Source organism: Roseateles sp. P4_D2 (assembly GCF_056401875.1).
This window is the reverse complement of sequence record NZ_JBFUIM010000002.1, coordinates 506,008-532,127: the sequence shown is the minus strand read 5'-3', so window position 1 is coordinate 532,127 and position 26,120 is coordinate 506,008. Positions and strand designations below refer to the sequence as shown.

Genomic DNA, 26,120 nt, shown 5'->3' with positions numbered 1-26,120 from the left:
GTGGAGCAGGCCCTCGCACCGCGGGCGGCCGTCGCGCGCGGCGCCGTCGCGGCCAGCCTGCTCGAGCGCCTGTCGCGGCAGCTGGCCAGCGAGCGGGAGTCATTGCAAATGGTCGCCGCGCCGGGCTGGCTGGTCGTGCTCGGCACGGCCGACGCGCTGCCCTGGGTGGACGGCATCCGCTATGCCGCACCCAGCCCGCAGGCGCCTTCGCTGTGGCTGCCCACGCATGCCGAGCCCGATCTCGCCCATGACCTCGTCGACCGCGCGCTGCGCCGCCACCATGGCCGGCAGCCGCTGCTGCTGTGGCCAGATCCGACCGTCGCCCTGCCACTGGACGCGCCGCAGGCCGCCAGCGATGCCGTGCTGCAGCGCTGCGCGGCCCTGAAGCCTGCATGAACGCCCCAACGGAACTCCCTGCCCCGCTGCAGCCCTGGCGACCCTGGCTGGGCTGGTTCGAGCCCCTGCTGGCCGACGCCCTGGGCCAGCTGGTGCGCCGGCTGGCGGAGCTGGCCGGTCCCGCATCGGCCAACACCGGCCGCGTCGCGACCGAGCCCGACGGCCTGGGCGACCTGCGCCTGCGTGGCACCTACGAGCGGCTGCTGACCAGCGAATGGCTGCTGGCCGACGAGATCCCGGACGAGTTCCTGCGCCGGGCCGCGGCGGCCGAACATCTCTTCCTGGCCCCGCAGCTGCGCGCCATCCCGTCGGAGCGCATCGTCGTGGCCATCTTCGACGCCGGCCCGCGCCAGCTCGGCGCGCCGCGCCTGGCGCAGCTGGCGGCCTGGGTGCTGCTGGCCCGCCGCGCGGTCGATCTCGGCGGCACGCTGCGTTGGGGCCTGCTGCATCAGCCGGGCCAGCTGCACGAAGCCGACGCGCCGCAAAGACTGCTGCAACTGCTGAACGGCCGCTGCCTCGCAGCCGGCGGCGCGGCGCAGGAGGCCGCCTGGAAGGCCGCGCTGCTGGAGCAGGGCGATGTCGATGCCGAGGTCTGGTGGGTGGGCGCCGCGGGTGCCGCGCCGGCGCGCCGGGAGCGCCGCCTCGTGCTGCGCCCGACGCTGGCCGGCGACGCACTGGAGGCCGAGCTGGTCGCGTCCAGCACCACACGACGGGCGCGCCTGCCGCTACCCGCCGACGACGTGACCACCCGGTTGCTGCGCGGTCGCTTCGAGGTCGAGGCGGCCGCCGCCCCACGGCCCGTCAAGGCCGACGCGAAGTTGCGCATGGCACTGAACCGCGCGCCGCTGTTTTCCCGCTTTGGCAGCCATGTCGCCGTGCGGGCACTGACCGGCCACGCCATGCTGGTGCTCAAGATGCCGGCGCCCGGCCAGGGCGGCCGCGTCAGCTGGCGGCGGCAGGAATGGTCGTCGGCACGGCCCCTGGTCGCCGCGCAATTGCACAAGGGCCAGTCCTTCGGCCTGGCACTCGACGACGAGCAGCTCTACTTCTGGCAGGTCGACCGCTTCGCCGCACGGCCCCGGCCGTCGCGGGAGGATTTCGAACCCGCCGTGTCGGCCGGCCGCTGGATGCCACTGAGCCTGCTGGGCGCCGGCGCCGAGCGGCTGGTCTGCGTCATCGACCGCCGCAACCGCCTGCTGGCCTGGACGCCTTCGCTGGCGCCGGTTCACGAGATCGACAAGCAGGTGATCGGCATGGTCAACCTGGACCATGAGCGCCTCGCCTACGCGGTGTTCTGGGGCAATGGCGTCTGGCTGCGCGAGCTGGACAAGGACGGCGATGAGACCCCGCTGCGCCGCCGCCTGTGCAAGGTCGACGAATCCCAGGCCGCGGTGTTCTTCGCGCTGCAGGCCCTGCCCGGCGGCCAGGCGCGCCTGGGGGCACTCGCGGTGCGGCAGCAGAAGGCGCCGCATGAGAGCTGGCGGCTGTTCGCGGCGGCCCGACCCGAGCTCGCCCTGGATGCCGAGGGCGGTGCAGATGAGCGCGAGGTCGTGCTGCAGCCCGGCGAGCAGGCCGTCGGCGTCTTCCACGCCAAGGCAGGCGCGGCCAGCCTGGTCTTCCTCAGCGCCGGCCGCGGCATGCTGCGGCTGCAGACGCGCGAAGGCCGGCGCAACCTGTTCAACAGCACGACACCGATCACGCAATGCACCGTCTGCCCCCACACCGGTCGCGTCGCCGTGCTGACCCAGGCCCGTGAACTGATCGTGCTGTCGTCCGACGGCGGCCGCCTGATGACGGTGCAGGACGCCGGCGGCGAAGCGGCGGAGGGCCAAGATGACTGAGGCCCTGGACATCCGCAGCGCCGAGGTCAGCCACCCGACGCTGCTTGGTCACCACCCGGTGGCCGCGCTGTGGTGGCCCGCCGGCTGGCAGGGCGAAGCCGCGCGACAGCGGGACATGCTGGCCGCCTGGACCGCTGGCGCCAGCCTGCACCGCTTTGCCGAGGGCGACCTGCTCTGCCTGCCCCAGCCGCGGGCCATGGACTGCGACCGGCTGTCGGCCTGGCCGCTGCGCCGCGTGGCCGGCGCGCTGTGCAGCGCGGCCATCGAGCCCGCGGCACTGGCCGGCCGCGCCACGGCCGATGTCTGGTTGGCCGAGGGCGGCCGCCTGCGCCCGCTGCAGCTCGCCGCGGCCGAAGCGGTCGATCCGTCGACCTGGCTGCAGGTCGACGTGCCGCTGCTGCAGCCCCTGGACCTGCGGCTGCCAGAGCCGCCGCGCGAGCTCGTTGCCCAGCCCAAGGAGCTGCACGACATCCTCGGCCCGGGCATCCCGCGCGAGCCCTCGCCCGAGGCGCGCCGCCTGCTGCAGGCGCTGCGCGATGCGCCGGCGCGTGCGGCCTCGTCGTCCGGGCGCTCGGCGGCGCAGCCGGCCATCGGCGCCCGCCTCGGCAAGCTGCTGCTGGTCGCTCTCGCCATCGGGCTCGTCATCCTCGTCCTGGCCTTGCTGTTCGGCAGCGAGACCAGTCTCACGCCACGGCTCTGGTGGCTGCTTCCCCTTCTCTACTTCGCCCGGCGAGGCTGGCGGGACTCCGACGAAGGCGCGGCGCCATCGCGGCCGTTGCCCTCGGCGGCGAAGGCGACCGCGCCCGGCCTGCGCCAGCGCCTGACGCGCTCACGGGTCGTGCCCCAGCGCTGGCGCGAATGGGCTGCGCGGCTGGCCATCACTTCGGGCCTGAGCCGGCTGCTCGGCGCCCAGCACGCGGCCTATATGCGCCGCATGCTGGCGATGTTCGACGAAGGGCGGCTGGACGAGGCCCTGCGCCACGCCATCCCGCTGGGGGGTGAATCGCTGGGCCAGGCCTTCGGCCGCCTCGGGCCCCGCCAGGACCTGCGCCTGGGCGAGCGCGGTGGCGCCGCCACCTCCGTCGACTTCGGCGCCGACCTGGAGGCGCATCTGCGCAGCCTCTACCGGCGCAGCGCCCAGCAGCTGGAAACCGCCGGCCGCATCGACGAGGCCGTCTTCGTGCTGGCCGAGCTGCTGAAGTCGCGCCAGGAGGCCCTGGACCTGCTGGAGCGCCACGGGCGCGCCGCCGATGCGGCCGAACTCGCCTTCCGCTGGGACATGCCACCGGCCCAGATCGTGCGCCTTTACGCGCTGGCGGGCGACTGGAAGAAGGCCGTGCTGGTCGCGCGCCGCGACGGCGCCTTTGCCGCCGCGGTCGACCTGCTGCAGGCGCGCTGGCCCCAGGCGGCCGCCCAGCTGCGCCTGGCCTGGGCCGAGGCCCTGACCGCCAATGGCCGCTGGCTCGAGGCCGTGCAGGTGATCTGGCCGCTGAGGGTCGAGCATGGCCGCGCCGCGCCCTGGCTGGACGTGGCCGAAGCCGCCGGCGGTGGCCAGGGCGTGCGGGCCCTGGCCTGGCGCGCCCAGGTCTGGCCCGACTCACTGCCCACACGCAGCGCCTTGATCGAGGCCCTGCAAGGCGACGCCGATCTGCAGGCCGAGCGCTGGGCGCTGGCCGAGGAATTGCTGCAGCTGCCGACGCCGCCGACGCCCGCCGCGCGCCGGCTGGCGGCCCTCATCGTCGGCCCGCTGATGGCCGACCAGGCCGGCCCGCGGCCGCTGCCGCTGGATACCGCCAGACTGCGCCAGCTCGTCACGCTGGCCGGCGACGCGGCCCTGTCGGCCGACCTGCCTCCCCTGGCGGCCGACCCGGCGGCGCGGCCGCTGGAGAGCCGCCAGCAAGCCCTCGAAGCCGAGCTGCCACCGGTGGGCCTGCAGGCCATCGTCGATGCCATCCCGCTGGCCGACGGCGAGCTGCTGCTGGCCCTGGGCGAAGGCGGTGTCGTGCGCCTGGACGCGCGGGGCCGGCGGCTGGCGCATTTCGCGGTGCCGGCCCAGCGCCTCATCGCGGCAGACGACGGTGGCATCGCCCTCGCCCTGGCCCGCCGCGAGGTGGTGTGGCGCGTCAGCCGGCTGGAGCTCGCGCGCGGCCGCTGGAGCGACCTCGGCCTGCACCGCTTCGACACCTTCGCCGATGGCTTCGACGGCGTCGGCTGGAGCGTGGGCATCGGCAACCGCGTCGAGGTGCTGGACGTGCAGTCGCCCGGCCTGCGGGACGTGCTGTGGCGCGTCGCCGACCTGCCCGGACCCGTCGTGCAGATCGACCGCGGCGACGTCCGCGAGCGCTGGCTGCTGGCGCCGCCTTCAGAGCAGATCCCCGCCCAGCAGTGGACCTATCTGCTGCAGGGCCGGCGCCTGCAGTCCCGCGAGGAAGTGCCGCCCACCGACGGCAACACGCTGGGCCGCGCCTTCGTGCACGGGCGCGGCCTGGTCGATCTCATCACCGTGTCCGGCACCGAGACGGAAACCCGTGTACGGGCCCGGGAGATCGCGCCCGGCGGACCGGCGGGCGGAGAGATCGTGCTGTCCGGCGCCGAGGTGCTGAAGGGCGGTGGCGACTGGTTCGTGCTGTCCCGCTTCGACGGTGAACACGACCTGCTGGAGCTGGCCCACTGGCACAGCGGCCTCGTACATGCGCGCTGGCGCTGGCCCGAGCAGGACGAACCGCAGATGCGCCAGCACCGCGGCCGCTGGTTGGTGTTCGATGCGCGCGGCCGAGTCGCGGTGCTGGACACGCGCAGCAGCCATCTGCGCGGGGTTTCGGTACGCTAGCCACGGGGCCTCGCGGGTGTAAGACTTGGCAATGGCTCGGCGATTGCTCTTGATGACCTCGCACCCCCTTCTCCGTCACGGCCTGGCTTCGCTGGCGCTCGTCCTGCTCGGCGCCTGCGCTTCGCCTTCCGGCATCACGCTGCCGCGCCAGCAGGCATGGGTCGAGGGCAAGCGCGTCGAGTACGTGACGACGGACATCTCCGACGGGACGATGGCCGCGCAGGCGGGCATCCACCACGTGCCGCGCCTGGCCGGCGCCGTGGGCATGGGATCGGCCTCCCTGACCGAGCGCGTCTACAAGTTTGCCGACGGCGCGCAGATCAGCGTCTTCGCCTCCGGGCCGGCAGCCGTGGGCGCGGTCAAGCCCGACCCGAACTACAGCCCCCTGTGGCGGCTGGTGCTGGTGCGCTGGAAACCGGCCAGGCCGCCGCGCGAGTTGCGCTCCGAAGAGGCGGTGCTGGACGCTCAGGCCTCGGGCGACGTCGAGCTCGACGTGACGGGCATCGTCGTCAACTGCCCCATCACGCGCGGCGTGGACGGCAGCGCCTTGCGCGGCGTGCGCTGAATGCCGACCAGCAACGCCAGCCCCGGCACGCGGCGCAGCACGAGATAGGCGCCGCCGCTGATGGCAAAGGTCAGCACGATCAGCAGCACCGCCTCCAGCCCCCAGGGCAGGGCCAGAGGTTTGAGCCACTGGCTCAGCACGACGATGACGCTCTGGTGCAGGATGTAGAGGCAGAACACCGCCTTGCTCGCCTCGCGCAGCAGCGGCGACTCCTTCGTGAAGGCGCGCTGGGCCCATCCGCCCGCGGCGACGATGGCAAACCAGGTCAGCGAGCCCCGCAGCGTGCGGGCGGCGGTCAGGACGGCATCGCTCGGCGTCGCCTCGGCGTACTGCTGGCTGAAGACCATCAGCACGGCCCAGCCCGCCAGCGAGACGCCGAGGGCCACCCAGCGCAACCGCAATGCCGCCGCCCAGAAGCCCTGCGCCAACGGCGTGCGGCTGGCCCAGCCGATGGCAAACAGCCAGCCGTATTGCAGGTGGTTGTAGAGGTCATGCACCAGGTCGTGCTCGATCGGGAACCGCGGCTTGATGAAGATGCGCATCAGCGCCAGTGGCACTGCCGGAAGCAGCAGCCAGGCCCAGGTGGGCAGCCGCAGCTCGCCGCGCAGACGGATGAAACGGGCCAGCAGCGCCCCCAGCACCGCGTACAGCCACAGATAGGGCAGGAACCACAGGTGGTTCCAGGTCGGCACGTCCATGCAGTCCTGGCCGCGGCAGTATTTGCCGCCCTTCAGGTAGGCCTGCCAGAAGTCCAGGTAACCGCCGTCGCCCGGCAGCAGCTGGGGCGCCTTGGTCAGCACCTCGAAATAGGCCTGCGGCGTGACGATGACGGCCATGCCGAAGAGCAGCGGCAGCAGCAGGCGCAGCGAGCGGTCCTTCAGCGTGCCCAGGGCGCCGCGCTTGGTGAACAGCCCCTGGCAGGCCGCGCCGGCGATCAGGAAAAGCAGGCCCAGTCGCCACGGCGAGCTGAGCTGCATAAAGGGCTCGAGGGCGCCGCTGGCCGCGGGGCTCTTCACATGCCAGTCCCAGGTCACGTAGTACATGCCCACGTGATACGGGATCAGCAGGGCGAAGGCGGCAACGCGCAGACCGTCAAGGAAGGGGAGGCGGTTCGTGTTCATGGCCGCCAGCTTCGCGGTGGCACGGCGCGCGAGCCAGCGCGCTGGGGCGAGTGGCGCCGCCCCAGGGGCCAACGGCTCTCAGCCTCTCAGGGCAGGCTGCTGAGCCGGATGCTGGCCGCCGCGTCGGGCGCGCCGCGCAGCTCGGTCAGCAGCACCGCCTTGCCGTTGACACGATGGAAAACATAGCGGCCGACCTGCGCGAAGCGGTCCGCGCCCACGGTGACGGGCGCCAGCGAGGCACGTGCCTGCAACGCCATGTCGGTCGCGTTGAAGGTGCCGACCCGTGTGAAGCAGGCGTAGAGCATGTCCAGGCGAGGATCGCAATTGAACTTGTCCTGCTCCAGCACCACGAGCTGGTTGCTCACGAGGCTGTCGCTGATGGACAGCGCCGCATAGCCGAAGCTGGCCGTTGACGTTGCCGCCGACATCGCGAAGGAGCCGGCATAGCGCATGTCCAGGCTTGGATCGCTGGACGCCGTGAAGACCTTGCCGCAGGCGGTGTACAGCCGTGAGCTGGTTGCCGAGGTCCACACCTGGCCGCAGATTTCATAGTCGCCGTGATAGGGCGAATCGACGGCATCACGCGGGCCAGTGGCTTCCAGCGTGACGTTGTAGATGTCGTTGGGCGAGACGTCCCGGGTCGAGAAATAGATGCGGTCACCGGCGGCGTGCAGTACCGGCCGCACCGGGCTGTAGATGTTGGCCGTGGCGGTCTTGTCGATGCCGTTGGCCGTGTCCACCCAATGCAAGTAGGCCCAGGTCGGCGCCGAGCCGAAGGCGTAGATGCGGCCCTGGCCGTCCAGCACGACGGCGCCGACCGGCACGCTGACCGCAAACCGGCTGACCGCCATCGCCGCGCCCGGCGTGGCCGGCACGAGGTCGACGAATGAAACGGCGCCGTCATGCCCCACTGCCGCGCGCCGGCCGTCGGGCGACAGCGCCACCGAGGTCGGCACCGAGGCCAGCGCGACGCTGCGCGTCTGCCCATCGGCGAGCGAGCGCAGGTTCAGCGCGGCGGCCGGCGCCTTGGACACGGACACGACGGCATCCAGGCTCGCGCTGTAGGCAGCGGCAACGACGTCATGCGGCAGCGTGACGGCGTCAGCCAGCACCTGCGGCGGTTGGCCGGCCTCGGGTTCGGCGAAGTAGCCCACCTTGAGCTTGACCGGCACGACGAAGGGGCTGCCGCGCGCGGGCGAGGCGCATTTCGAGTCGATGCAGACCTCGACGGTGATCGTGTCGTCATAGCTGCCCAAACCGAGCACGCCGGGAGACGACAGCCCGACCTGCAGATCCAGCCCCGAGTCGGTGCGCGGTGATTCGCCAATGAAGTTCAGGGCCTTTTTTGTGTAGGTCACGCGGTAGTAGTAGCCCTCGGCGGGCGGACGGTCCACCAGCAGCGCGAGCTCGACCTTCTCGACCTGGTTGCGCCGGTAAAGGTCGCGCTCCACGGTCACGCTGGACATCGACATGTGGGCGCCGATGTCGTTGGACGGGGTCACCGGCGTGGTCGTGTCGCCCGGCGTGCTCGACCCCCCGCCACCGCCACCGCCACAGGCGGCCAGCACCAGGCAAGAGGCCATCAACGCCCACCGCACACGCCTGCCCATCGCGCCCCCCGGCCTGTGGCCTTTTGATTGGGCGACGATGCTAACCCGGTCAGCGGCTTGCTTCGTTAGCACACGTATCGACCGTCAGCCGGCGATCGCGTCCAGAACCCCGCGGTAGCCGCGTGACACGCGCAGCGTTCCGCCGCAACTCAACGTCAGCACGGCCTCGCCACTGGACAGGCGCTCGATGCGCCGCACATGCACCGGATTCACCGCGTGGCTGCGGTGCACGCGTACAAAGCGCGCGGCCCAGCCGGGGCGGCCCAGCGCATCGGCCAGCGTGGCGCGCTCCAGCAGGCTGCGCGGGGGCAGGTGCAGCTCGATGTAGTTGTCGGCTGCCGAGATCCATTGCACTTCGGCCAGCGCAATGCGCTCGCCTTCAACCCACCACTCGCCCACTGGCGCCGCGGGGCGCGCCAGCGACTCGCGCACGCGCGCCAGCGCCGCTGCCAGCCGCTCGGCCGTGTAGGGCTTGAGCAGATAGTCCAGCGCCGCCAGCTCGAAGGCCTGCAGCGCGTGCTCGGCGTGCGCCGTCGAGAAGATGATGCAGCGCACACCGGCCTCGCGCAGCGCGGCGGCCAGCTGCACGCCGTTGCCGCCGGGCATCTCGATGTCGAGCAGCGCCAGGTCGGGCGGCGTGGCGAGCGAGCGCACGAGGGCCAAGGCCGACGGCGCGTCGGGCGCCTCCATCAGCTCGGCCACGTCCGTCTCGGCCGCCAGCAGGCGGCGCAGCTTGGCGCGCGCGGCGGGCTCGTCGTCGACGATCAGCGCGCGCATGGCAGCTCCAACGTCAAGCACATGCCGCCACCGTCGGGCCCGAAATTGACGCTGGCAGCATCGGCATAGCGGGCTTCCAGCCGCTCCCGCAGATTGCGCAGCCCCAGGCCGCCATCAGGGTCAGGCGGCGAATCGGGCACAGGGGTGTCGCCATGGTTGCTGACCTTCAGATGCAGCCGCTCGCCGACGCGCTTCGCGACGACGCTGACCGTGACGCGGCCGCGATGCCGCGCCACGTCATGCTTGACGGCGTTCTCCACCGGCGCCAACAACAGCAGAGCAGGCAGCCGGCAGGCGCTCGCCGCCTCGTCGGTCTCGATATGCACGACCAGCCGCTCCGGCCCGAAGCGGGCCTGCATCAGCGCGAGGAAGGGCTGCACCAGCGCCAGCTCCTCGCCCACCGTGTGCTCGGCGCGCTGTTGGGCTGCCAGCGTCTGGCGCAGCAGGTCGGCGAGCTGGCACAGCAGCTTGTCGGCGCGCGGCACGTCCTCGTACATCACCGAGCTGATGAGGTTGAGCGTATTGAACAGGAAGTGCGGCTGCACCTGGTCGGCCAGGCGGGCCAGCCTCACCTCGGCGAGCTCGCGGCGAGCCCGGTCCAGCTCCTGCGCGCGCAGGGCCGCCGCCTGGGCCATCCAGACCCCGCGCGAGATCAGGCAGAAGCTGAGATAGCTGACGGCGTCCTTGCCACCCTCAAAGACAAGCACCGTGGCCAGATCGTCTGGGTGGTAGTCCACGCCTGCGAGGCCGTAGACCGCAAAACGCAGGCCGAACATGCCGGCGATGTGCAGCAGGCTGAACAGGGGCATCGCGGCCGCATGCGCCGCCAGCTGGCGCTGCCAGGACCGGCCCCGCAGTTGGCCCAGCAAGGCATGCACACCCAGGGCCAGCAGGCCGATGACGCTGACCGAGCTGAACTCCCACAGGAACGGCTCCCAGGGGTGGGTGCCGCCCGAAAGGCGGTAGGTCTGCAGCGCGGAGATGCTCAGCAGCAGGCCGATGATGGCCAGCACGGCGACATAAGGCAAGCGCCAGCGGCGCGGCAGGATGGTCATGCCGCGAGGTTAGCCCGGGCAGGGGCTGCGCCTCGGCGCTTCGCCCCGGCCAGGGCGCCATTCGTCCCAGGACCGTCAGCGGTTGGGCCGTGGTTTGCTGTCGGCCGCGCCGTGCTCGCCACCCTTCACCATGCCGCCGCGGCGATCGGCATCCAGCCCCGGCGTAGCGCGCAGGTCAGTGTCAACCTGACCCTGCTTCAGATCGCGCGCCGCACGATCCACCTGAGGGTCGGGCTTGGCATTGGTCGCCGAGTTCTGCTGGTCACGCTCGTGCGGCAGCGACGGCTTGCCCTCGGGGCGAGCGGCGTCGGGGTTGATGGTCTTGCTCATCGCCTGGCGTGGCTCTTGCCAGCCTGCTCGGCGTCGCGCATCTCGCGGGCCTCGTCGATGCTGCGCGGCGCGGCCTCGCGGGCGGCTGGTTCCACACCGCCGCTTTTCACGAACTTCTCGGCGGACTCGCGGTGGCGGCGCGCGGCGTCGTAATTGCCTTCGCCCTGCAGACCGTCGCCCTGGGTCGGGCTTTTGGAGGTGGATTTCATCGCGGGCTCCGGAAGAAGATCAGTTGAACAACTTTCGGCGACGAGCGCAGCGGTCGCGGTCATCCAGGCCGCCTTCGCCCTGTCGGCGCAGGCCGACAGGGCGGTCGCGGCGGCGCGCCGTCCTACAAAGCGCGCAGTCGGCGTCCGGGCCACTGGCAAGACGGCGCGGCAGAGCATGGGTCGTCATGTCCTCCACCCCTGCTGCCTCACTGCCTCCGCCCGCCGACACCGCAAGCACCGGCGAGGGCAAGGCGCATTGGGAAGGCGAAGGCCCGCAGTGGCGCCTGGTACTGGCGGGCGACGGCGCCGATGTGGCACTGCCCAAACCGCCCGCCGAGTTGCCGGTGGCGGCGGGCACGCGGCTGGGCTTTGACAGCTCGGCGCTGTCGCACTGGCAGCCACCACTGGCCGGCGCGCTGTGGCAGCTGCTGGCACCGCTGGCGCGAGGCGGCGTGCAACTGGACCTGGCAGGCCTGCCGCGCGGCCTGCAGCCGCTGCTGTCGCTCAGCCTGCCCAAGACCGAGGCCGCGCAGAAGAAGAAACCAGCCGCCGATGACGAGCCTCAGGCGGAGCCCGAATGGCGCAAGACCCTGGTCTTCGTCGGCGACATGCTGGGCGCCGTCGGCCGGCTGGCGCGGGGCAAGAGCGCTATGCGCATGAGCGACTGGCTGTGGCAGATCGAGCAGACCGGCCCGCGCAGCCTGCCCATCGTGCTGCTGGTCAGTTCGCTGGTGGGGCTGATCGTGGCCTACATGGGCGCCGAGCAGCTGAAGCGCTTCGGCGCGCAGAGCTACATCGCCAATCTCGTCACCGTCGGCGTGGTGCGCGAGATCGCGGCCCTCGTCGTCGGCATCGTGCTGGCCGGCCGCGTGGGTGCGGCCTTCGCGGCCCAGATCGGCAGCATGCGCGCCGGCGAGGAGATCGACGCGCTGACGACGCTGGGCGTGGACCCGGTCGAGCACCTGGTGCTGCCGCGCATGCTGGCCCTGCTGGTGACCGGCCCACTGCTGACGCTGTGCGCTGGCGCCGCCGGCCTGGCCGTGGGCTGCGGCGTGGCCGTCGTGCTCTACGACGTGCCGGCCGCGGCCTACCTGGCGACGACGCGCGAGGCGCTGGAGGGCTGGGACCTCTTCGTCGGCCTGCTCAAGGGCAGTGTGTATGCGGTGCTGGTGGCACTGGCCGGCTGCCGCCAGGGGCTGAATGCCGGTCGCAGCGCCCAGGCAGTGGGCGAGGCGACGACGGCGGCGGTCGTGCAGGCCATCGTCTGGATGGTGGTGGCTGCCTCGGCGCTGACCGTCATCTTCCAAAGGCTAGACATCTGATGGACAAGGGCGAGGTCCTGATGCGTGTCGAGAACCTCAGCCTGCACGCCGGCGGCAAGGAGTTGCAGCATGGCCTGAACTTCGAGGTCAAGGCGGGTGAGGTGCTCGCCATCGTCGGCGCCAGCGGCTGCGGCAAGAGCACACTGCTGCGCCACATGATCGGGCTGCAGACGCCGCAGACCGGCCGCGTGCTGTGGACGGCCGGCGGCAAGGAACGCGATGTGCACGGCGACGATCCGCCGCGGCGCGAGATCGGCGTGGCCTTCCAGGCCGGCGCGCTGTGGAGCAGCATGACCGTCGGCGAAAACATGATGCTGCCGCTGGAGCTGTACACCGAGCTGGACGAGGCCGAGCGCGAGCGCCAGGCCCGCTTCAAGCTCGCCCTGGCAGGTTTGAACGACCCCGCCACCTTCGACGCCGAACCGGCCGCGCTGTCGGGTGGCATGCGAAAGCGCGCGGCCATTGCCCGCGCGCTGATGCTGGACCCGCCGCTGCTGTGCCTGGACGAGCCCTCGGCCGGCCTGGACCCGCTGACCTCGGCGCGGCTGGACGACCTCATCAAGCAGCTGAAAAACGATGTCGGCTCGGCCATCGTGCTCGTCACGCACGAACTGGAGAGCCTGTTTGCCGTGGCCGACCGCGTGCTCTTTCTCGACGTCGAGGCGCACACGGCCACGGCGCTCGGACCGCCGGCAGAGCTGCGAGACCAAGGGCCCGAACCGGTGCGCGAGTTCCTGACCCGTGGCCAGTACGAACCGCAGAAGGAAGCCGCGTGAAGCGCCGCCGCGCCAGCCCCCTGGCCATCGGCGCCTTCGTCGTCGGTGCGCTGGCCCTGTTCGCCGTGGCCCTCGTCGTGCTGCCGGGCCAGCACTGGTTCAAGCAGCCGCAACGCGTCGTGATGTTCTTCTCCGGCTCGGTGTTCGGGCTGCAGAAGGGCGCGCCGGTGGTGTTCCGTGGCGTGCGCATCGGCGACGTGACCGACATCAGCGTGCACTACGACAGGGAAACCGACAGCTTCGCCATCCCCGTCGTGGCCCAGCTGGATGCCGACGCCGTGCGCGGCCTGAACGGCCGCAACGACAGCGACGACATCGGCCACGCCTTGCCTACCCTCATCAAGCGCGGCCTGAGCGCCCAACTCGGCACGCAAAGCCTGCTGACCGGCCAGCTCTACATCGACCTGGACATCCGCACCAAGCAGCGCGGCACGCTGCGCGGGGGCTTTCGCGGCGACATGACGGAGATCCCGACCGTCGCGACCGCCTTCCAGGCGCTGAAGAACCAGCTCGAAAGCGTGGACCTGCGCAAGATCCTAGATGACCTGAGCCAGATCGCAAATTCTGCTCGCTCGCTGATCGCAGCGCCCGAGCTGAAGCAGGGCCTGAAGGACTTCGCGGCCACCGCGGGCCACGCGCGCAAGCTGGCCGCGCAGCTGGAACAGCGCGCCGCGCCGCTGACGCGCAGCGCCGAACGCGCCATGGCCAGTGTGGATAGAGCTGGCGACAAGGTGTCCGGCGCGGCTGACAAGGTGGGCGTGGGCGCCGACAAGGCCAGTGCCGTGCTCGACCCGAACGGCCCGGTCATGCGGGACCTGCAACGGGCCCTCGCAGAGCTGAGCCGCGCCAGCGCCTCGCTGCAGGAGGCCGCGAGCAGCGATGGCCCCTTGCTGCAGCAGACCGAGCGCACGATGCGCGACTTGTCGCAAGCGGCGCGGGCCTTGCGCCAGCTCGCCAACACGCTGGACGCGCAACCCGAGGCGCTGCTGCGCGGCCGCAAGCCCGACACCACGCCTGCACCGGAGCCCGCACGATGAAGCCGATCGCCCTGCACCGCCGAGACCTGGTCCTGGGCCTGCTGGCCGCGGCCACCCTGGCCGGATGCGCCACGCGCGACGCGCCGCCGCGCCGCCTCTATGGCCTGACAAGCACGCCGCCCCTGCCGGCCAGCGCCAAACCCGGCCAGGATGGCCGCGCCTGGGTGCTGAGCCCGCAGATCGCGCTGCCCGAACTGCTGGACCGCGACGAGATCCTGGTTGCCGAGGGCAGCGCGGGCCTGAGGCCCTGGCCCGAGGCGCGCTGGGCCGAGCCGCTGCGTGACGCGCTGCCGCGCGTGCTGGCCGAGGACCTGGGGCGGCTGCGCCAGCCCTACCCGGTCACGTTGGGCGCCAAGTCGCAGCCCGACAACGGCGCGGAGTCGCTGCGCCTGGTCGTGCAGGTGGATGAATGGCTGGCTCGCCAGGATGGCGGTGGCCTGCAGCTGACGCTGCGCGCGCGCTGGCGCTGGGCACCGCTGCACGCGCCGATCAATACCGCCCTGCCTGCCGCCGGCGCCGCCGAGCTGACCGTCCCGTGCGCGGCGAACGCCGATGCACTGGCCGACGCTTACCGTCGCAGCATCCTGGAGCTGGCCGCACGCATGGTCGCGGCCTCCTGAACCCGTCACTTCAGGGAGACCCTGAGGTGATCGCGCGGCTGGCGCGTAAACAATAGCGGCCGCAGGGGCGGCTGCCTCGCTTAAAAAAGAACCGCGCCCGGGCCGCCCGAGGGCGCCTGAGGGAGTAAGTGATGCTGGAAAGTTTGAGGTCCTGGGTCTTCGTGCTGGCGCTGCTGATCGGTGGGCCTTATGTGATGTTCAGCGGCGCAAACGACTCGCGCGACATCAAGCGCCTGCAGGCCAATGGCCGCGAGACCACCGCCACCGTGGAAAGCATCGAGTGGCGCAAGAAGCGCAGCGGCTCGGAGAGCGGTTTCCGCGGCCACATCGTCTTCAAGACGGAGGCCGGCAACCTGGTCAACGCCGAGATCGGCCTGCCTCAACAACAGGGCCAGGCCATGAAGGACGGCAAGGCCGACCCCATGGTCAAGGTGCGCTACCTGCCCAATGAACCCAGCGTCGTGCGCTTGGCCGACATGCAGGACAACACCAGCGAAACCCGCTGGATCGGCGCAGTCATGTTCCTCGCCGGCCTGGGCCTGTTGTGGTGGCGCTGGCGCAAGAACTCGGGCGGGCCGGCGGCAGTCGCGGCTTGATGGAAGTGGGGCCGGCGATGCCGGCCCCGGATCACTGCGCCACCGTCAAGCGGGCCGCGAACGCCTTGTGCACGCCCAACAGGGCGGCGGCGCGCTGGGTCTGTACCTGAATCAACGCGTCCGCCGCCGCCAGGCGCTCCTGCTCGACGCTGAGCAGCGCGTAGAAGTCGGTCACACCGGCCTCGTAGCGCTTCAAGGCCAGCTCGCGGGCACGCCGCGTCGCGTCGGCGGCGGTGGCCTGGGCCGCGGCCTGAAGCTCCGTCTCGCGCAGCGTCGACAGGCTGCCCTGGGCGTCCTGCAGGGCCGTCAGCTGGGCCTGTTCAGCACCGGCGACAGCAGCCTCGTAGCCAGCGCGAGCCGCGCTCTCCTCGGCCTTGCGAGCGCCGAAGTCGAGGAAGTTCCAGTTCAGCGCCGCGGCCAGGCTGTGGATCTGCGTGCCGCTCTTGAACAGGTCGCCAGCGCTGCCGGCGCTCCAGCCGATCTGGCCGGTCAGGCCCAGGCTGGGCCAGCGCGCGGCCCAGGCGACATGAGCGCGTGATGCGGCAGCCTGGGCGCGCACGGCGGCGGCCTTCACGTCAGGGCGTTGGGCCAACAGGCCGGCGGGGTCAGGCAGCTGCCCCAAGCTGATGAGGCGGGGTTCGGGCATGGCAGGCAGGGGGTCGCTGTCGGCCTTGTCGCAGTCGGCTGGCGGCTGGCCGCGCAGCACGTCGAGCTGCAGCCGCGTGAGGCAGGCCGCGTTGCGCAGCGCCGGGACGCTGGCCGAGGTCTGCGCCACCAAGGCTTCAGCGCGGGCCTGGTCCAGCGCGGTGCCGCGGCCGGCGCCGACGCGGGCCTTCACCAGATCGAGCAGCTGGTTCTGCACGACCAGGGTCTCCTTGGCCAGATTCAGGCGGTGGCCGAGGCCGATGAGCTGGGTCTGCAGGTTCAGCGCCGTACCGGCCAGGCTGAGCTGGGCGGCGTCACGATCGAGCGCTGCGCCTTCGGCGTCATAGCTGGCGGCCCGGGCGTTGGATGCGGCGCGGCCCCACAGGTCCACCTCCCAGCCCGCCGTCGCATTGACGCCGTAACTGGTGAAGTTGTTGAACACGCCCTGCTCGTTGGGCGCGCGCTGGCGGCTGGCGCTGGCACCCAGGCCCACGGTCGGGAAGCGCTGGGCACCGGCGGCCGTCGCAAAGGCTTCGGCCTGCTTCAGCCGCGCGGCGGCGGCACGCAGGTCCCGGTTGTTGGCCAGCACCTCGTCGACGACGCGCTGCAGCTGGGCGCTGTCGACGAAGGCGGCGGTCATGGTCGCGGCGCCAGGATTGGCCCCGGCCTCGATGGCAGGCAACTGAGCGAAGCTCGCGGGCGCCAGGTTCTGCGGTCCGGAGGAGAGGCCGGGCGCGGCGCATCCGGCCAGCAGGACGGCGGCGGAAGCGGCGGCGAGAGGGGTCAGGCGGGCGAGCATTTCAGTGGCCCTCCTTCTTGGGTGCAGCATCGTCGATGCCGGGATGGAAGGCATGCGCGGAAGCGTCGATCTGGGCACGCACCGTGGCGGCGCGGGCGCGACGCTTCTGGGTGCTGGCGCGCAGCAGGCTGTAGAAGACCGGCGTCAGGAAGATGCCGAACAGCGTCACGCCCAGCATGCCGGCGAACACGGCAATGCCCATGGCACGGCGCATCTCGCTGCCCGCACCGCTGCCCAGGATCAGCGGGATGACGCCGGCGCAAAACGCAATGGACGTCATCAGGATGGGGCGCAGCCGCAGCCGGCAGGCCTCGATGACGGCCTCGCGGATGGTCTTGCCCTGCTCCTCCAGCTCCTTGGCGAACTCGACGATCAGGATGGCGTTCTTGCACGCCAGGCCGACCAGCACGACGAGAGCCACTTGCGTGAAGATGTTCAGGTCCCCCGCCTGCCCGAACGGCGGAAAGTGCGACAGCCAGACGCCGAACAGCGCCGACAGGATGCACATCGGCACGATCAGGATGATGGCCAGCGGCAGGCTCCAGCTCTCGTACTGGGCAGCCAGTACCAGGATGACGAGCAGCACCGAGAACAGCAGCACCGCGGCGAGCGTCGGGATCTGCACGTTGAGCACCGGCACGTTGACGCTGCGGGTCAGGCGGTCCTGGTAGCTGAGCTCGGTGAACTCATAGCCGAAGCCGCGCGGCAGGTTCTTCAGCAGGGTCTCGATCTCGGCTTCGGCCTGGCCGCTGGAGAAGCCCGGCTTGGGCGCCCCGTTGACGTCGGCCGACGGGAAGCCGTTGTAGCGCGTCACGCGCGTCGGGCCGAAGGTCGGCTCGACGCTCATCAGCGAACCCAGAGGCACCATGTCGCCGACACCGTTGCGGGTCTTGAGCTGGACGACGTCCTCGGCCTTGGCGCGGAAGGGCGCGTCGGCCTGCACGATGACCTGGTAGGTCTTGCCGAACTTGGTGAAGTCGTTGACGTACAGCGAGCCGAGGTTGATCTGCAGCGTGTCGTAGATGGACGCGAGCGGCACGCCCATCTGCTTGGCCTTCACACGGTCCACGTTGGCGAACAGCTGCGGCACGTTGATGTCGTAGTTGGAATACGGCTGGCCGATGGAGGTGTTCTGGTTGCCGTAGATCTGGCCCAGCGTGCCCCAGACGGCGCCGTACAGGGCCTGTTCGCCCTGGCTGCTGCGATCCTGCACCTGCACCTTGAAGCCGCCGGCGATGCCCAGGCCGTCGACCGGGGGCGGCGGCACGACGAACATGCGCGCGCCCTGGATCTGCTGGATGGCACCGTTGACCTGGCCGAGGATGGCCTCCTTGCTCTTCTCGCGCGAGGTGCGCTCGTCAAAGCTCTCCAGGCCGAAGAAGACGATGCCCTCGTTGGGCGCGGCCGAGAAGCCGGCGCTGGACAGGCCGGGGAAGGCCACCGAGTCCTTGATGCCGGGCACCTTCAGCGCGATCTCGCTCATGCGGCGGATGACTTCCTCGGTGCGGTCCAGGCTGGCGCCGGCCGGCAGTTGGGCAATGCCGATCAGGTACTGCTTGTCCGGCGCGGGCACGAAGCCGCTGGGGATGCGTGCCAGCAGCAGGGCCGTGGCGCCGAGCAACAGCGCATAGACGACCAGCGCGAGCGACTTGCGCTTCAGGATGCCGGTGACGCCACGGCCGTAGTCTTCCGAGCGGCGGTGGAAGAAGCGGTTGAACCAGTTGAAGAAGCGGCCGAACACCTTGTCCATGCCGCGCATCAGCGCGTCCTTGGGCGCGTCATGCGGGCGCAGCAGGATGGCGGCCAGCGCCGGCGACAAGGTCAGCGAGTTGAAGGCCGAGATCACCGTCGAGATGGCGATGGTGACGGCGAACTGCTTGTAGAACTGGCCCGACAGGCCCGGCACCAGGGTCAGCGGGATGAACACCGCGCACAGCACCAGGGCGATGGCGATGATGGGGCCCGAGACCTCCTGCATGGCCTTGACGGTGGCCGCATGCGGCGTCAGGCCGTCCTGGATGTTGCGCTCGACGTTCTCGACCACGACGATGGCATCGTCCACGACGATGCCGATGGCCAGCACGAGGCCGAACAGCGTCAGCGTGTTGATGGAGAACCCGAGCAACAGCAGCACGGCGAAGGTGCCGATGATGGACACCGGCACGGCCACCAGCGGGATGATGGAGGCGCGCCAGGTCTGCAGGAAGATGATGACGACCAGCACGACCAGGCCGACGGCCTCGAACAGCGTGTGCACGACCTTTTCGATGCTGGTCTGCACGAAGCGTGTCGGGTCATAGACGATGGCGTAGTCCACACCCTTGGGGAAGCTGGGCTTGAGCCTCTCCATGGTCTTGCGCACGTTGTCCGAGATGGCCAGCGCGTTGGAGCCCGGCGCCTGGAAGATGGCGATGGCCGCGGCTTCCTTGTTGTTCAGCAGGCTGCGCAGCGCATAGGTGTTGGCGCTGATCTCGACGCGGCCGACGTCCTTCACGCGCACCAGGGCACCGGTCTTGGGCTCGCTGCGCACGACGACGTCGCCGAACTCTTCCTCGCTGACGAGGCGGCCCTGCGCGTTGATGGCGAGCTGGAAGTCCGTGCCCTTGGGCGACGGCGAGGCGCCGACCACACCGGCCGCCACCTGCGTGTTCTGCTCGCGGATGGCGCCGACGACATCACTGGCCGTCATGTTGCGGGCGGCGAGCTTTTGCGGGTCCAGCCAGATGCGCATGGCGTAGTCGCCGGCGCCGAAGCTCAGCACCGAGCCCATGCCGGGCACGCGCAACAGGTCGTCGCGCACATTGAGCGTGCCGTAGTTGCGCAGGTAGAGGGCGTCGCGCGAGTTGTCCGGGCTGACCAGGTGGACCACCATGGTCAGGTTGGACGCGGCCTTCTCGGTCGTAACGCCGATCTGGCGCACGATGTCGGGCAGGCGCGGCAGGGCGCGGTTGATGCGGTTCTGCACCGCGGTCTCGGCGGCTTCCGGGTGGGTGCCGATCTTGAAGGTGACAGTCAGCGTCATGCCGCCGTCGCCGGTGGCCTGGCTGTCGAAGTAGAGAACGTTCTCGAGGCCGTTGATCTGCTCCTCGAGCGGCGTGGCCACCGTCTCGGCGATGACGCGCGGGTTGGCGCCGGGGTACTGGGCACGCACGACAACCTGGGGCGGCGCGACCTCGGGGTACTCGGAGATCGGCAGCAGCGGGATGGCCAGCGCGCCGATCAGGAAGATGAAGAGGGACAGGACGGTCGCGAAACGCGGCCGGTCGATGAAGAAGCGTGAGATGTCCATGGCAGGGGCCGCCTTTGTTTACTTCGAGGCGGCGGAGGCCGGAGCGGAGGCGGGAGCCGGGGCAGCGCCCGGTGCGCCCGGCGGCGCGGCGGGGATGGGCATGCCCTTGTCGTCGACCTTCAGCACCTGCGGCGTGACCGGCGCGCCGGGGAAGGCACGCAGCAGGCCGTCGACGATGACCATCTCGCCGGCCTTGACGCCATCGACGACGCGCATGCCGTCGATCAGCGCGCCCGGCGTGACGGGGCGGGGTTGCACGATGTTGTTGGGGCCGACGATGAGGACGATCTTGCGCGTCTGGTCGGTCGTGATCGCGCGGTCGGGCACGACGACGGCGTTGTAGTTGCCGCTGCCGACCAGCTTGATGCGGGCGAACAGGCCCGGCGTGAACAGGCCCTGCTTGTTGTCGAACACCGCGCGGCCGCGGATGGAGGCGGTGGCCGGGTTCAGGCGGTTGTCGACGAAGTCCATCTTGCCGGCGTGCGGATAGCCCTGCTCGTTGGACAGGCCCATCTGCACCGGGTTGGCGACGTCGCGCGATGAGGTGCGGCTGCCGTCGCGGGCGGCGCGCATGTACTTCAGGTAGGTTGCCTCGCTGGCGTCGAAGTAGGCGTAGACCTTGTCGCTGGAGACGACGGTCGTCAGCACCGGGTCGCCCACGCCGACGAGGTTGCCCGGCGTCACGTTGGCGCGCGAGGTGCGGCCGCTGACCGGCGCCGTCACGCTGGCGTACTCGACATTGAGCTTGGACTGCACCAGGGCCGCCTCGGCCGCCTTCTGGTTGGCCTCGGCCGAGCGCAACGCCGAGCGCAGCTGGTCGATCTCCTGCTGGCTGACGGCGTTGATGCTGATCAGCTTCTCGGAGCGGGCCAGATCGGTCTTGGCGAGCTCGGCCTGGGTCCGGGCTGCAGCGATCTGCGCCTCCACCCGCGCCACGTCGGCCTTGAAGGCGCGGGCGTCGATGGTGAACAGCGGGTCGCCCTTCTTGACGAGCTGGCCTTCCTTGAAGCGCACCGCGTCGACGGTGCCAGCGACGCGGGAGCGCACGTCGACGGTATCCGGCGCTTCCAGGCGGGCGGTGAACTCGTCGAACTCCTGCACTTCGCGCTGGGTGGCAGGTGCCACCGACACGGGCGGCGGGCCGCCATGAGCCCCCGGGCCGCCGCCGCCCTCCTGCTTCTGACCACAGGCGGCGAGCAGGGCGATGAGGACGGGAGACAGGGTCAGCGCCAGATTCTTCTTGGACATGGGGGGCTCCGAATGCAAGCGGGCGACTGTAAGCACATCGACCCGACGCCGTTACCCCAAAACCTAAAGCCCATTCAGGCTGCTGACATTCCTTGTCAACAGGCTGGAACTGTGAACAAAAGCCGCCGGGCGCGCGGACCCGGCGGCTTTCTGACGTAACGCACGGGTTTCATGACCCCGTGCAGATGATTTATTAGTGGACGCCGTGCATCTTCTTCTTCATCCACGGCGTCAGCAGCATCAGGATGACGCCAGCGCCGATGGGGATGGCGGTGAAGATCAGGAAGAAGACCGACATCGAGTAGTGGTTGGAGATGTCGTCGATGTAGGAGCCCGTCACGCCGGCCAGCTTGTTGGCGATGGCCGTGTTCAGGAACCAGACGCCGAACATCAGGCCTAGCAGACGCGCCGGTGCCAGCTTGGAGATATAGGACAGGCCCACGGGCGACAGGCAGAGCTCGCCCATGGTGTGCAGCAGGTACGCCAGGCTCAGGTAGAGCATGCTGACCTGGGCCGTCTTGGCGCCCTGGGGAATGCCGGCCGAGCCATAGGCCAGGGCCGCGAAGCCCAGGCCGAGCAGCACGAGGCCGACGCCGAACTTGACCGGACCGGCCGGGTTCCAGTGCTTCTCCCACATCTTGGAGAACATCGGCGCCAGGATGACGAGGAAGAAGGAATTCAACACGCCGAACCAGCTGGCCGGGACCTCGGACTGCTCCAGCGCGAACTCGCGCGCCAGCATCCAGATCACCAGGCCCCAGATGACGGCGAAGGCCAGGCCCAGCATGGTGTTGGCCAGCAGGTACCGGCTGCCGGTGCTGCGGTTGAGCTTCCACAGCAGCCAGGTCAGGATCACGGCCGGCAGCACGGTCATCAGCGAATTGACGACCTTGAAGACGAAGCCGCTGGTGCCCACCAGCGCGCGGTCGGTGTAGTCGGCCGCGAAGATGGTCATCGAACCGCCGGCCTGCTCGAAGGCGAACCAGAAGAAGATCGTGAAGAAGGAGAAGACGAAGATGGCCTTCAGGCGGTCGGCCACGACGTGGGCCGGCGCTTCGTCAGCCGCGGCCGCAGCAGCGGCCTTGGCGCGATCCTCGACCTTCGGGGGCGCGCCGATGTCGCCGAAGATGTGCTGGCTGAAATAGAACTGCAGCGCACCCAGGATCATGAACAGGCCCGCGAGGCCGAAGCCCAGGTGCCAGGACACCTTCTCGCCGATATAGCCGCACAGCAGGATGCCGAAGAAGGCGCCGGCATTCACGCCCATGTAGAACAGCGTGTAACCGCCGTCGCGGGCGTTGTCTTCCTTGGGGCTGTAGAGCTGGCCGACGATGGCCGACACATTGGGCTTGAACAGGCCCGTGCCCAGCACGACGAGGCCGAGGCCGATGTAGAAGCTCGGCACCGTGTTCAGGAACATCGAGATGTGGCCGGCCGCGATGACGAAGCCGCCGAACAAGACGGCGCGGCGCGTGCCGAGGTAGCGGTCCGCCAGGTAGCCGCCCAGCACCGGCAGCAGATAGGCCATGCCCGTGTACCAGCCATACAGCGACGTTGCCTCGGCACGGCTCCAGCCCCAGCCGCCCTTGGCGACCTCGGTCACGAGGAAGAGCACCAGCAGGCCGCGCATGCCGTAGTAGGAGAAGCGCTCCCACATCTCGGTAAAGAACAGCACGAAGAGCTGATTGGGCTGGCCGAGGATGGTCGCCGGGGTAGGCGCCGCTCGGCCGGCCGTGGCCGGGTTGGCCACGGGGGTGGTGGTAGTCACGTCAGTCGTTCCAGGTGAAACCGCGAGGAGGCGGGCGGGTAGCCCGTGCGGAAGCCTGGAATTGTCCCGCCAGCAGGGCGTTTTCCGCGGACGGGCGGCCCAGGGATTGCCCTGGGTCGGTTCAAGCCCGCGGTATGCCGAGGAACTCAGGGCGCAGCGGCATGCGGTGCGCCCGCGGCGGCGGCGAGAACGGGCTCACGCTCCGGCAGGATGTAGACCAGGCTCTTGCCAGCGCCCAGTGTGGGCAGCACGACCTCGTCGAAGAAGGCCGGTTCGACGACGACGCAGCCCAGCGTGATGCGGCGGTCCTCCAGCTTGGCCGAGGCCAGGCGCTCTGGGCGGCGCTGGCTGGCCGGCGCGGGACGCAGCCGGTGGATGGCAAGGTTGGCTTCGTAGTCGAACCAGACAATGCGCTCGCCGTTCAGGTTGACGCCCGGCTGGGCTTCGAAGCGGCCGGCCGGTGTCACGCGTTCGTTGACCTTGAGCGCCGCCGGCTGCTTGCCGCGCGAGCTCTGCGGCTCCTGGTCACCGGGCGTCAGGCCCAGCAATACGGGGGCGCGGCCGACGAGACTACCGTCCGCGGCATAGATCGACAGCGTCGCCTGGCGCTTGTCGACGATCGCAAAAGGGCGGCCGTCCCGGGCGTCACTGGCCACCGGCCTTGAGATGACCTGCGCGCCAGCCGAAGCCGTCGCAAAAAGGCTCCACACCGTGGCGATGCCACATACGACGGCCTTGGCCCGATCTGCCCAACTGCTGCCCACTCGACGCCCCTTGTACCGGGCGGCGCAACCATCGCGCCTGCCTTGGCGGGCAGTCTAGGAAAGCAGTCTTGTAACCAACAGACAAGGACTTCACGGTTTGGCGTTGTTACCTCGTCTTGACCCGGCCTGGGCCAGCACCTGGGGCGGTGCAGCGCCTGGGAAGAAGGCCATCAGGGACTTCTTTTCCGGCAGCACGTAGACAACGGCACGGCTCTGGCCCAGGTTGGGCAGGACGGTGCGCTCGAAGAAATCGACGGGAACGTTGATGCAGCCCCAGCTGATGCGGTTGTCGGCCGCCGTCTTGGTGGCCAGGCGCTCCAGGCGGCGCTCCTTGGGGTTGGAGTTGATCACGCGGTGCATGGACACGGCGGCGTCGTAGTCCACCCAGACGACCTCCTTGCCGTCGGCGTTGCGGCCAGGGGCCGACACGAAGCGGCCGGCCGGCGTCGTGCGCTCCTGCGGCTTGATCTGCTCGATGCTCTTGCTGCCGATGCCAGCCACCGTGAGGTCGCCGGAGGCATAGCCGAGCAGCACGGGGCTGGTGCCGAGCAGCCGACCCTCAGGAGCAAAGACATAAACCTGAGCGCGGCGCTTGTCGATGATGGCGAAGGCGCTGCTGCCGTTGTCGGCCTCGCGCACGGCCCAGGCGGCCACGCGGGTCACGTCCAGCGGCGCACGGACCTTGCCGAAGTCAAGCTGGCGGTCGATGACCGCGGGCGGCTGGGTTGGGGCGGGCGCCTTGGCGACAGCCACCGGGCGATGGGCGGACGCCACGGCGGGCTTGCGCTTGAAGCTGCCGCTAAAGAAGGTGAAGAAAACGGCCAGTGCCAGGGCAGCAATGACGCCACCCTGGCCGAGGCCGATGAGGATGTCACGCCGCCGGGCTGCGGCGGCGAGTTCAGCGCGTTCTCCGAAACGCATGGTTTGTGACGGAGGCAGCGCTCAGCCGACGACGATCAGTGACGGTCGGCGCGAGGGGCGGGCGCAGCCGGCTGGTCGTACGACGGGCTCGGCGTGGTCGTCGTGGTGGTGGTCGTCGTGTCAGTCGTCGTGGTGGTCGGCGTCGCGGCGGTGCTGTCGACCGGCGGCGTCACCTTGGCCGGGTCGTCGGCGGGCGGCTGCTGCTCGGCCATGGCGGCCGTGGCGGCGGTGCTGTCCGCAGGCGCCGCTGCATTCGGATCAGCCGGCGCCGCATTCGGGTCGGCAGGGGTCTGTTCGCTGGTGGGCGAAGCCGTGGCAGCGGCCATCGGGTCGGTAGGCTGCTTTTGATCTTCGGTCTGGGCGAAAGCCAAGCCGATGCTGGTCACGAGAACGGCGGCGGTCAGTGCACTGGTGGCGGTCTTGAGGGCGGACATGGGGGGAACTCCTTTTGAAAGCGGGAACCGGCCTGGAGCCGGGTGGCTGGGCCGGGCATTTCCACCGGCTGAGGTCCACTCTAGGCCTGCACCCTTGCGCCCGGCGTCGGCGCCGAGCGTCATCTCATGTAGGAGGCTCCCCCAGTCCGTAGCGGCCGGTTACGCCGTGTAGCTGTCGTGCCTCGCCGCTCGCATTCGCCTGAGCCTTCGCAGCCTCAGAGATTGAAGTCGTAGTCCACCGTCAGCGGCGCGTGGTCGCTGAACATCTGACCGGTGTAGATGGCCTCCCGCCGGGCCAGCGCCGCGATACCGGGTGTGGCGAGGTGGTAGTCCAACCGCCACCCGACGTTGTTGGCGCGCGCCGCGCCGCGGGCGCTCCACCAGGTGTATTGCTCGGCCTTGTCGTTCAACGTACGGAAAACGTCGACGACACCCCCGTCATCGAAAAGCGTGGTCAACCAGGCGCGCTCCTCGGGCAGGAAGCCGCTGTTCTTCTGGTTGCCGCGCCAGTTCTTCAGGTCAATCTCCTTGTGCGCGATGTTGACGTCGGCGACGAGGATGAACTCGCGCTCGGCCTTCAACGCCTGCAGATGAGGGTAGAGCGCCGCCAGGAAGCGGTACTTGACCGCCTGGCGCTCCTCGCCACTGGTGCCGCTGGGAAAGTAGACGCTGATGAGGCTGAGCTTGCGGCCGGGCTTGTCGAAACGCTTCTCCACCCAGCGGCCCTCGCAGTCGAACTCGGGCATCGCCAAGCCCGTGATCAGGTCGCTGGGCTCTTCCTTGGTGTACAGGCCCACGCCTGAGTAGCCCTTTTTCTCGGCGTAATGGAAATGGCCGTTGAGCAGGTCGCAGCTGCGGAACTTGGCTTCCACGACATCCGCCTGCGCCTTGAGCTCCTGCACGCCGACGGCATCGGCCTGCTGCTTGTCGAGCCAGTCGAAGAAGCCCTTGCTGGCGGCGGAACGCACGCCGTTGAGGTTGGCGGTGATGAAGCGCATCGGATTAGGGAGAGGGTTTGACCTGGAGAAGTATCGCAGTGCAGCAAATGCACAACACAGCGGCACGCTTTCATCACGGAACCGTCATGTGATCTTTACGATCCAGTAGGAATCAGAGGCGCCGCGAGCGCCCATTTCTTTACCCACTTGCCCGCGAACCCGTCAACCC

Annotated in this window: 23 protein-coding genes; 9 read left to right on the top strand and 14 right to left on the bottom strand. The window is 70.1% G+C overall.

Features of this window, described 5'->3' with window-relative positions; translation table 11 throughout:
* The 4 genes from AC1DW0_RS05855 to AC1DW0_RS05840 form a co-directional block, all read left to right on the top strand.
* Positions 1-396: bpX5 domain-containing protein (locus AC1DW0_RS05855; RefSeq protein ID WP_477945155.1), on the top strand; the 396-nt coding region annotated here is incomplete at its 5' end.
* Complete coding sequence (locus tag AC1DW0_RS05850) at positions 393-2,237, top strand: hypothetical protein (protein WP_457445801.1); 1,845 nt, start codon at positions 393-395, stop codon at positions 2,235-2,237. The genes AC1DW0_RS05855 and AC1DW0_RS05850, both read left to right, overlap by 4 nt.
* Entirely contained in the window at positions 2,230-5,067 is a 2,838-nt protein-coding gene (locus AC1DW0_RS05845; RefSeq protein WP_477945154.1) for a bpX6 domain-containing protein, read from the top strand. The genes AC1DW0_RS05850 and AC1DW0_RS05845 overlap by 8 nt, the downstream gene beginning before the upstream one ends.
* Before the next feature lie 52 nt (positions 5,068-5,119).
* Positions 5,120-5,632 (top strand): DUF7482 domain-containing protein, encoded by a 513-nt coding sequence (locus tag AC1DW0_RS05840; RefSeq protein WP_477945153.1) that lies wholly within the window; start codon positions 5,120-5,122, stop codon positions 5,630-5,632.
* Here AC1DW0_RS05840 and AC1DW0_RS05835 read toward each other — a convergent pair.
* The 6 genes from AC1DW0_RS05835 to AC1DW0_RS05810 all read right to left on the bottom strand — a co-directional run bounded on the left by AC1DW0_RS05835 (position 5,533) and on the right by AC1DW0_RS05810 (position 10,734).
* Entirely contained in the window at positions 5,533-6,753 is a 1,221-nt protein-coding gene (locus AC1DW0_RS05835; RefSeq protein WP_477945152.1) for an acyltransferase family protein, read from the bottom strand. The two genes, AC1DW0_RS05840 and AC1DW0_RS05835, sit on opposite strands and share 100 nt — an antisense overlap.
* Positions 6,754-6,839: 86 nt before the next feature.
* Positions 6,840-8,336 carry a hypothetical protein gene (locus AC1DW0_RS05830; protein ID WP_477945151.1) on the bottom strand — a complete coding sequence of 499 codons (1,497 nt, stop codon included), beginning with the start codon at positions 8,334-8,336 and terminating at the stop codon, positions 6,840-6,842.
* A 111-nt stretch (positions 8,337-8,447) separates the two neighbouring features.
* Positions 8,448-9,140, bottom strand: a complete 693-nt coding sequence (locus tag AC1DW0_RS05825) for a LytR/AlgR family response regulator transcription factor (RefSeq protein WP_457354800.1) — start codon at positions 9,138-9,140, stop codon at positions 8,448-8,450.
* Entirely contained in the window at positions 9,128-10,195 is a 1,068-nt protein-coding gene (locus tag AC1DW0_RS05820; RefSeq protein WP_477945150.1) for a sensor histidine kinase, read from the bottom strand. The genes AC1DW0_RS05825 and AC1DW0_RS05820 overlap by 13 nt, the downstream gene beginning before the upstream one ends.
* A 75-nt stretch (positions 10,196-10,270) precedes the next feature.
* Positions 10,271-10,525, bottom strand: coding sequence for a hypothetical protein (locus tag AC1DW0_RS05815; RefSeq protein ID WP_056191525.1), 255 nt, complete (start codon positions 10,523-10,525; stop codon positions 10,271-10,273).
* Positions 10,522-10,734: a hypothetical protein gene (locus AC1DW0_RS05810; protein ID WP_056191523.1), complete on the bottom strand. Its 213-nt coding sequence runs from the start codon at positions 10,732-10,734 to the stop codon at positions 10,522-10,524. The genes AC1DW0_RS05815 and AC1DW0_RS05810 overlap by 4 nt, the downstream gene beginning before the upstream one ends.
* Before the next feature lie 185 nt (positions 10,735-10,919).
* Between AC1DW0_RS05810 and AC1DW0_RS05805 the strand changes: the two genes are divergently transcribed.
* The 5 genes from AC1DW0_RS05805 (at position 10,920) to AC1DW0_RS05785 (ending at position 15,085) form a co-directional block, all read left to right on the top strand.
* Positions 10,920-12,056 (top strand): MlaE family ABC transporter permease, encoded by a 1,137-nt coding sequence (locus tag AC1DW0_RS05805; protein ID WP_457445796.1) that lies wholly within the window; start codon positions 10,920-10,922, stop codon positions 12,054-12,056.
* On the top strand, positions 12,056-12,832 hold the full coding sequence (locus AC1DW0_RS05800) for an ABC transporter ATP-binding protein (protein WP_457388933.1): 777 nt from the start codon (positions 12,056-12,058) through the stop codon (positions 12,830-12,832). The genes AC1DW0_RS05805 and AC1DW0_RS05800 overlap by 1 nt, the downstream gene beginning before the upstream one ends.
* A complete protein-coding gene (locus AC1DW0_RS05795) occupies positions 12,829-13,869 on the top strand; it encodes an MlaD family protein (RefSeq protein ID WP_477945149.1) in 1,041 nt (346 codons plus the stop codon). Before AC1DW0_RS05800 ends, AC1DW0_RS05795 begins: the two co-directional genes overlap by 4 nt.
* Entirely contained in the window at positions 13,866-14,489 is a 624-nt protein-coding gene (locus tag AC1DW0_RS05790) for a PqiC family protein (RefSeq protein ID WP_056191514.1), read from the top strand. Before AC1DW0_RS05795 ends, AC1DW0_RS05790 begins: the two co-directional genes overlap by 4 nt.
* Positions 14,490-14,620: 131 nt before the next feature.
* The gene (locus AC1DW0_RS05785) at positions 14,621-15,085 is read left to right on the top strand and encodes a DUF3592 domain-containing protein (RefSeq protein ID WP_457388929.1); all 465 of its coding nucleotides are present in this window, start codon (positions 14,621-14,623) and stop codon (positions 15,083-15,085) included.
* Between the two features lie 31 nt (positions 15,086-15,116).
* On the opposite strand, the gene AC1DW0_RS05780 is transcribed toward AC1DW0_RS05785, so the two are convergent.
* The 8 genes from AC1DW0_RS05780 to AC1DW0_RS05745 all read right to left on the bottom strand — a co-directional run bounded on the left by AC1DW0_RS05780 (position 15,117) and on the right by AC1DW0_RS05745 (position 25,951).
* Positions 15,117-16,529 carry an efflux transporter outer membrane subunit gene (locus AC1DW0_RS05780; protein WP_457354816.1) on the bottom strand — a complete coding sequence of 471 codons (1,413 nt, stop codon included), beginning with the start codon at positions 16,527-16,529 and terminating at the stop codon, positions 15,117-15,119.
* A 1-nt stretch (position 16,530) separates the two neighbouring features.
* A complete protein-coding gene (locus AC1DW0_RS05775) occupies positions 16,531-19,818 on the bottom strand; it encodes an efflux RND transporter permease subunit (protein ID WP_477856729.1) in 3,288 nt (1,095 codons plus the stop codon).
* Positions 19,819-19,836: 18 nt separating this feature from the next.
* On the bottom strand, positions 19,837-21,066 hold the full coding sequence (locus AC1DW0_RS05770) for an efflux RND transporter periplasmic adaptor subunit (RefSeq protein WP_457321959.1): 1,230 nt from the start codon (positions 21,064-21,066) through the stop codon (positions 19,837-19,839).
* 193 nt (positions 21,067-21,259) lie between these two features.
* A complete protein-coding gene (locus tag AC1DW0_RS05765) occupies positions 21,260-22,834 on the bottom strand; it encodes a peptide MFS transporter (protein WP_477945148.1) in 1,575 nt (524 codons plus the stop codon).
* Positions 22,835-22,980: 146 nt separating this feature from the next.
* Entirely contained in the window at positions 22,981-23,544 is a 564-nt protein-coding gene (locus AC1DW0_RS05760; protein WP_235531775.1) for a L,D-transpeptidase, read from the bottom strand.
* A 144-nt stretch (positions 23,545-23,688) separates the two neighbouring features.
* Positions 23,689-24,519, bottom strand: a complete 831-nt coding sequence (locus AC1DW0_RS05755) for a hypothetical protein (RefSeq protein WP_477945147.1) — start codon at positions 24,517-24,519, stop codon at positions 23,689-23,691.
* A gap of 35 nt (positions 24,520-24,554) precedes the next feature.
* Positions 24,555-24,953, bottom strand: coding sequence for a hypothetical protein (locus tag AC1DW0_RS05750; protein WP_056191498.1), 399 nt, complete (start codon positions 24,951-24,953; stop codon positions 24,555-24,557).
* Between the two features lie 215 nt (positions 24,954-25,168).
* Positions 25,169-25,951, bottom strand: a complete 783-nt coding sequence (locus AC1DW0_RS05745) for an exodeoxyribonuclease III (RefSeq protein ID WP_056191496.1) — start codon at positions 25,949-25,951, stop codon at positions 25,169-25,171.
* Positions 25,952-26,120: the final 169 nt, after the last annotated feature.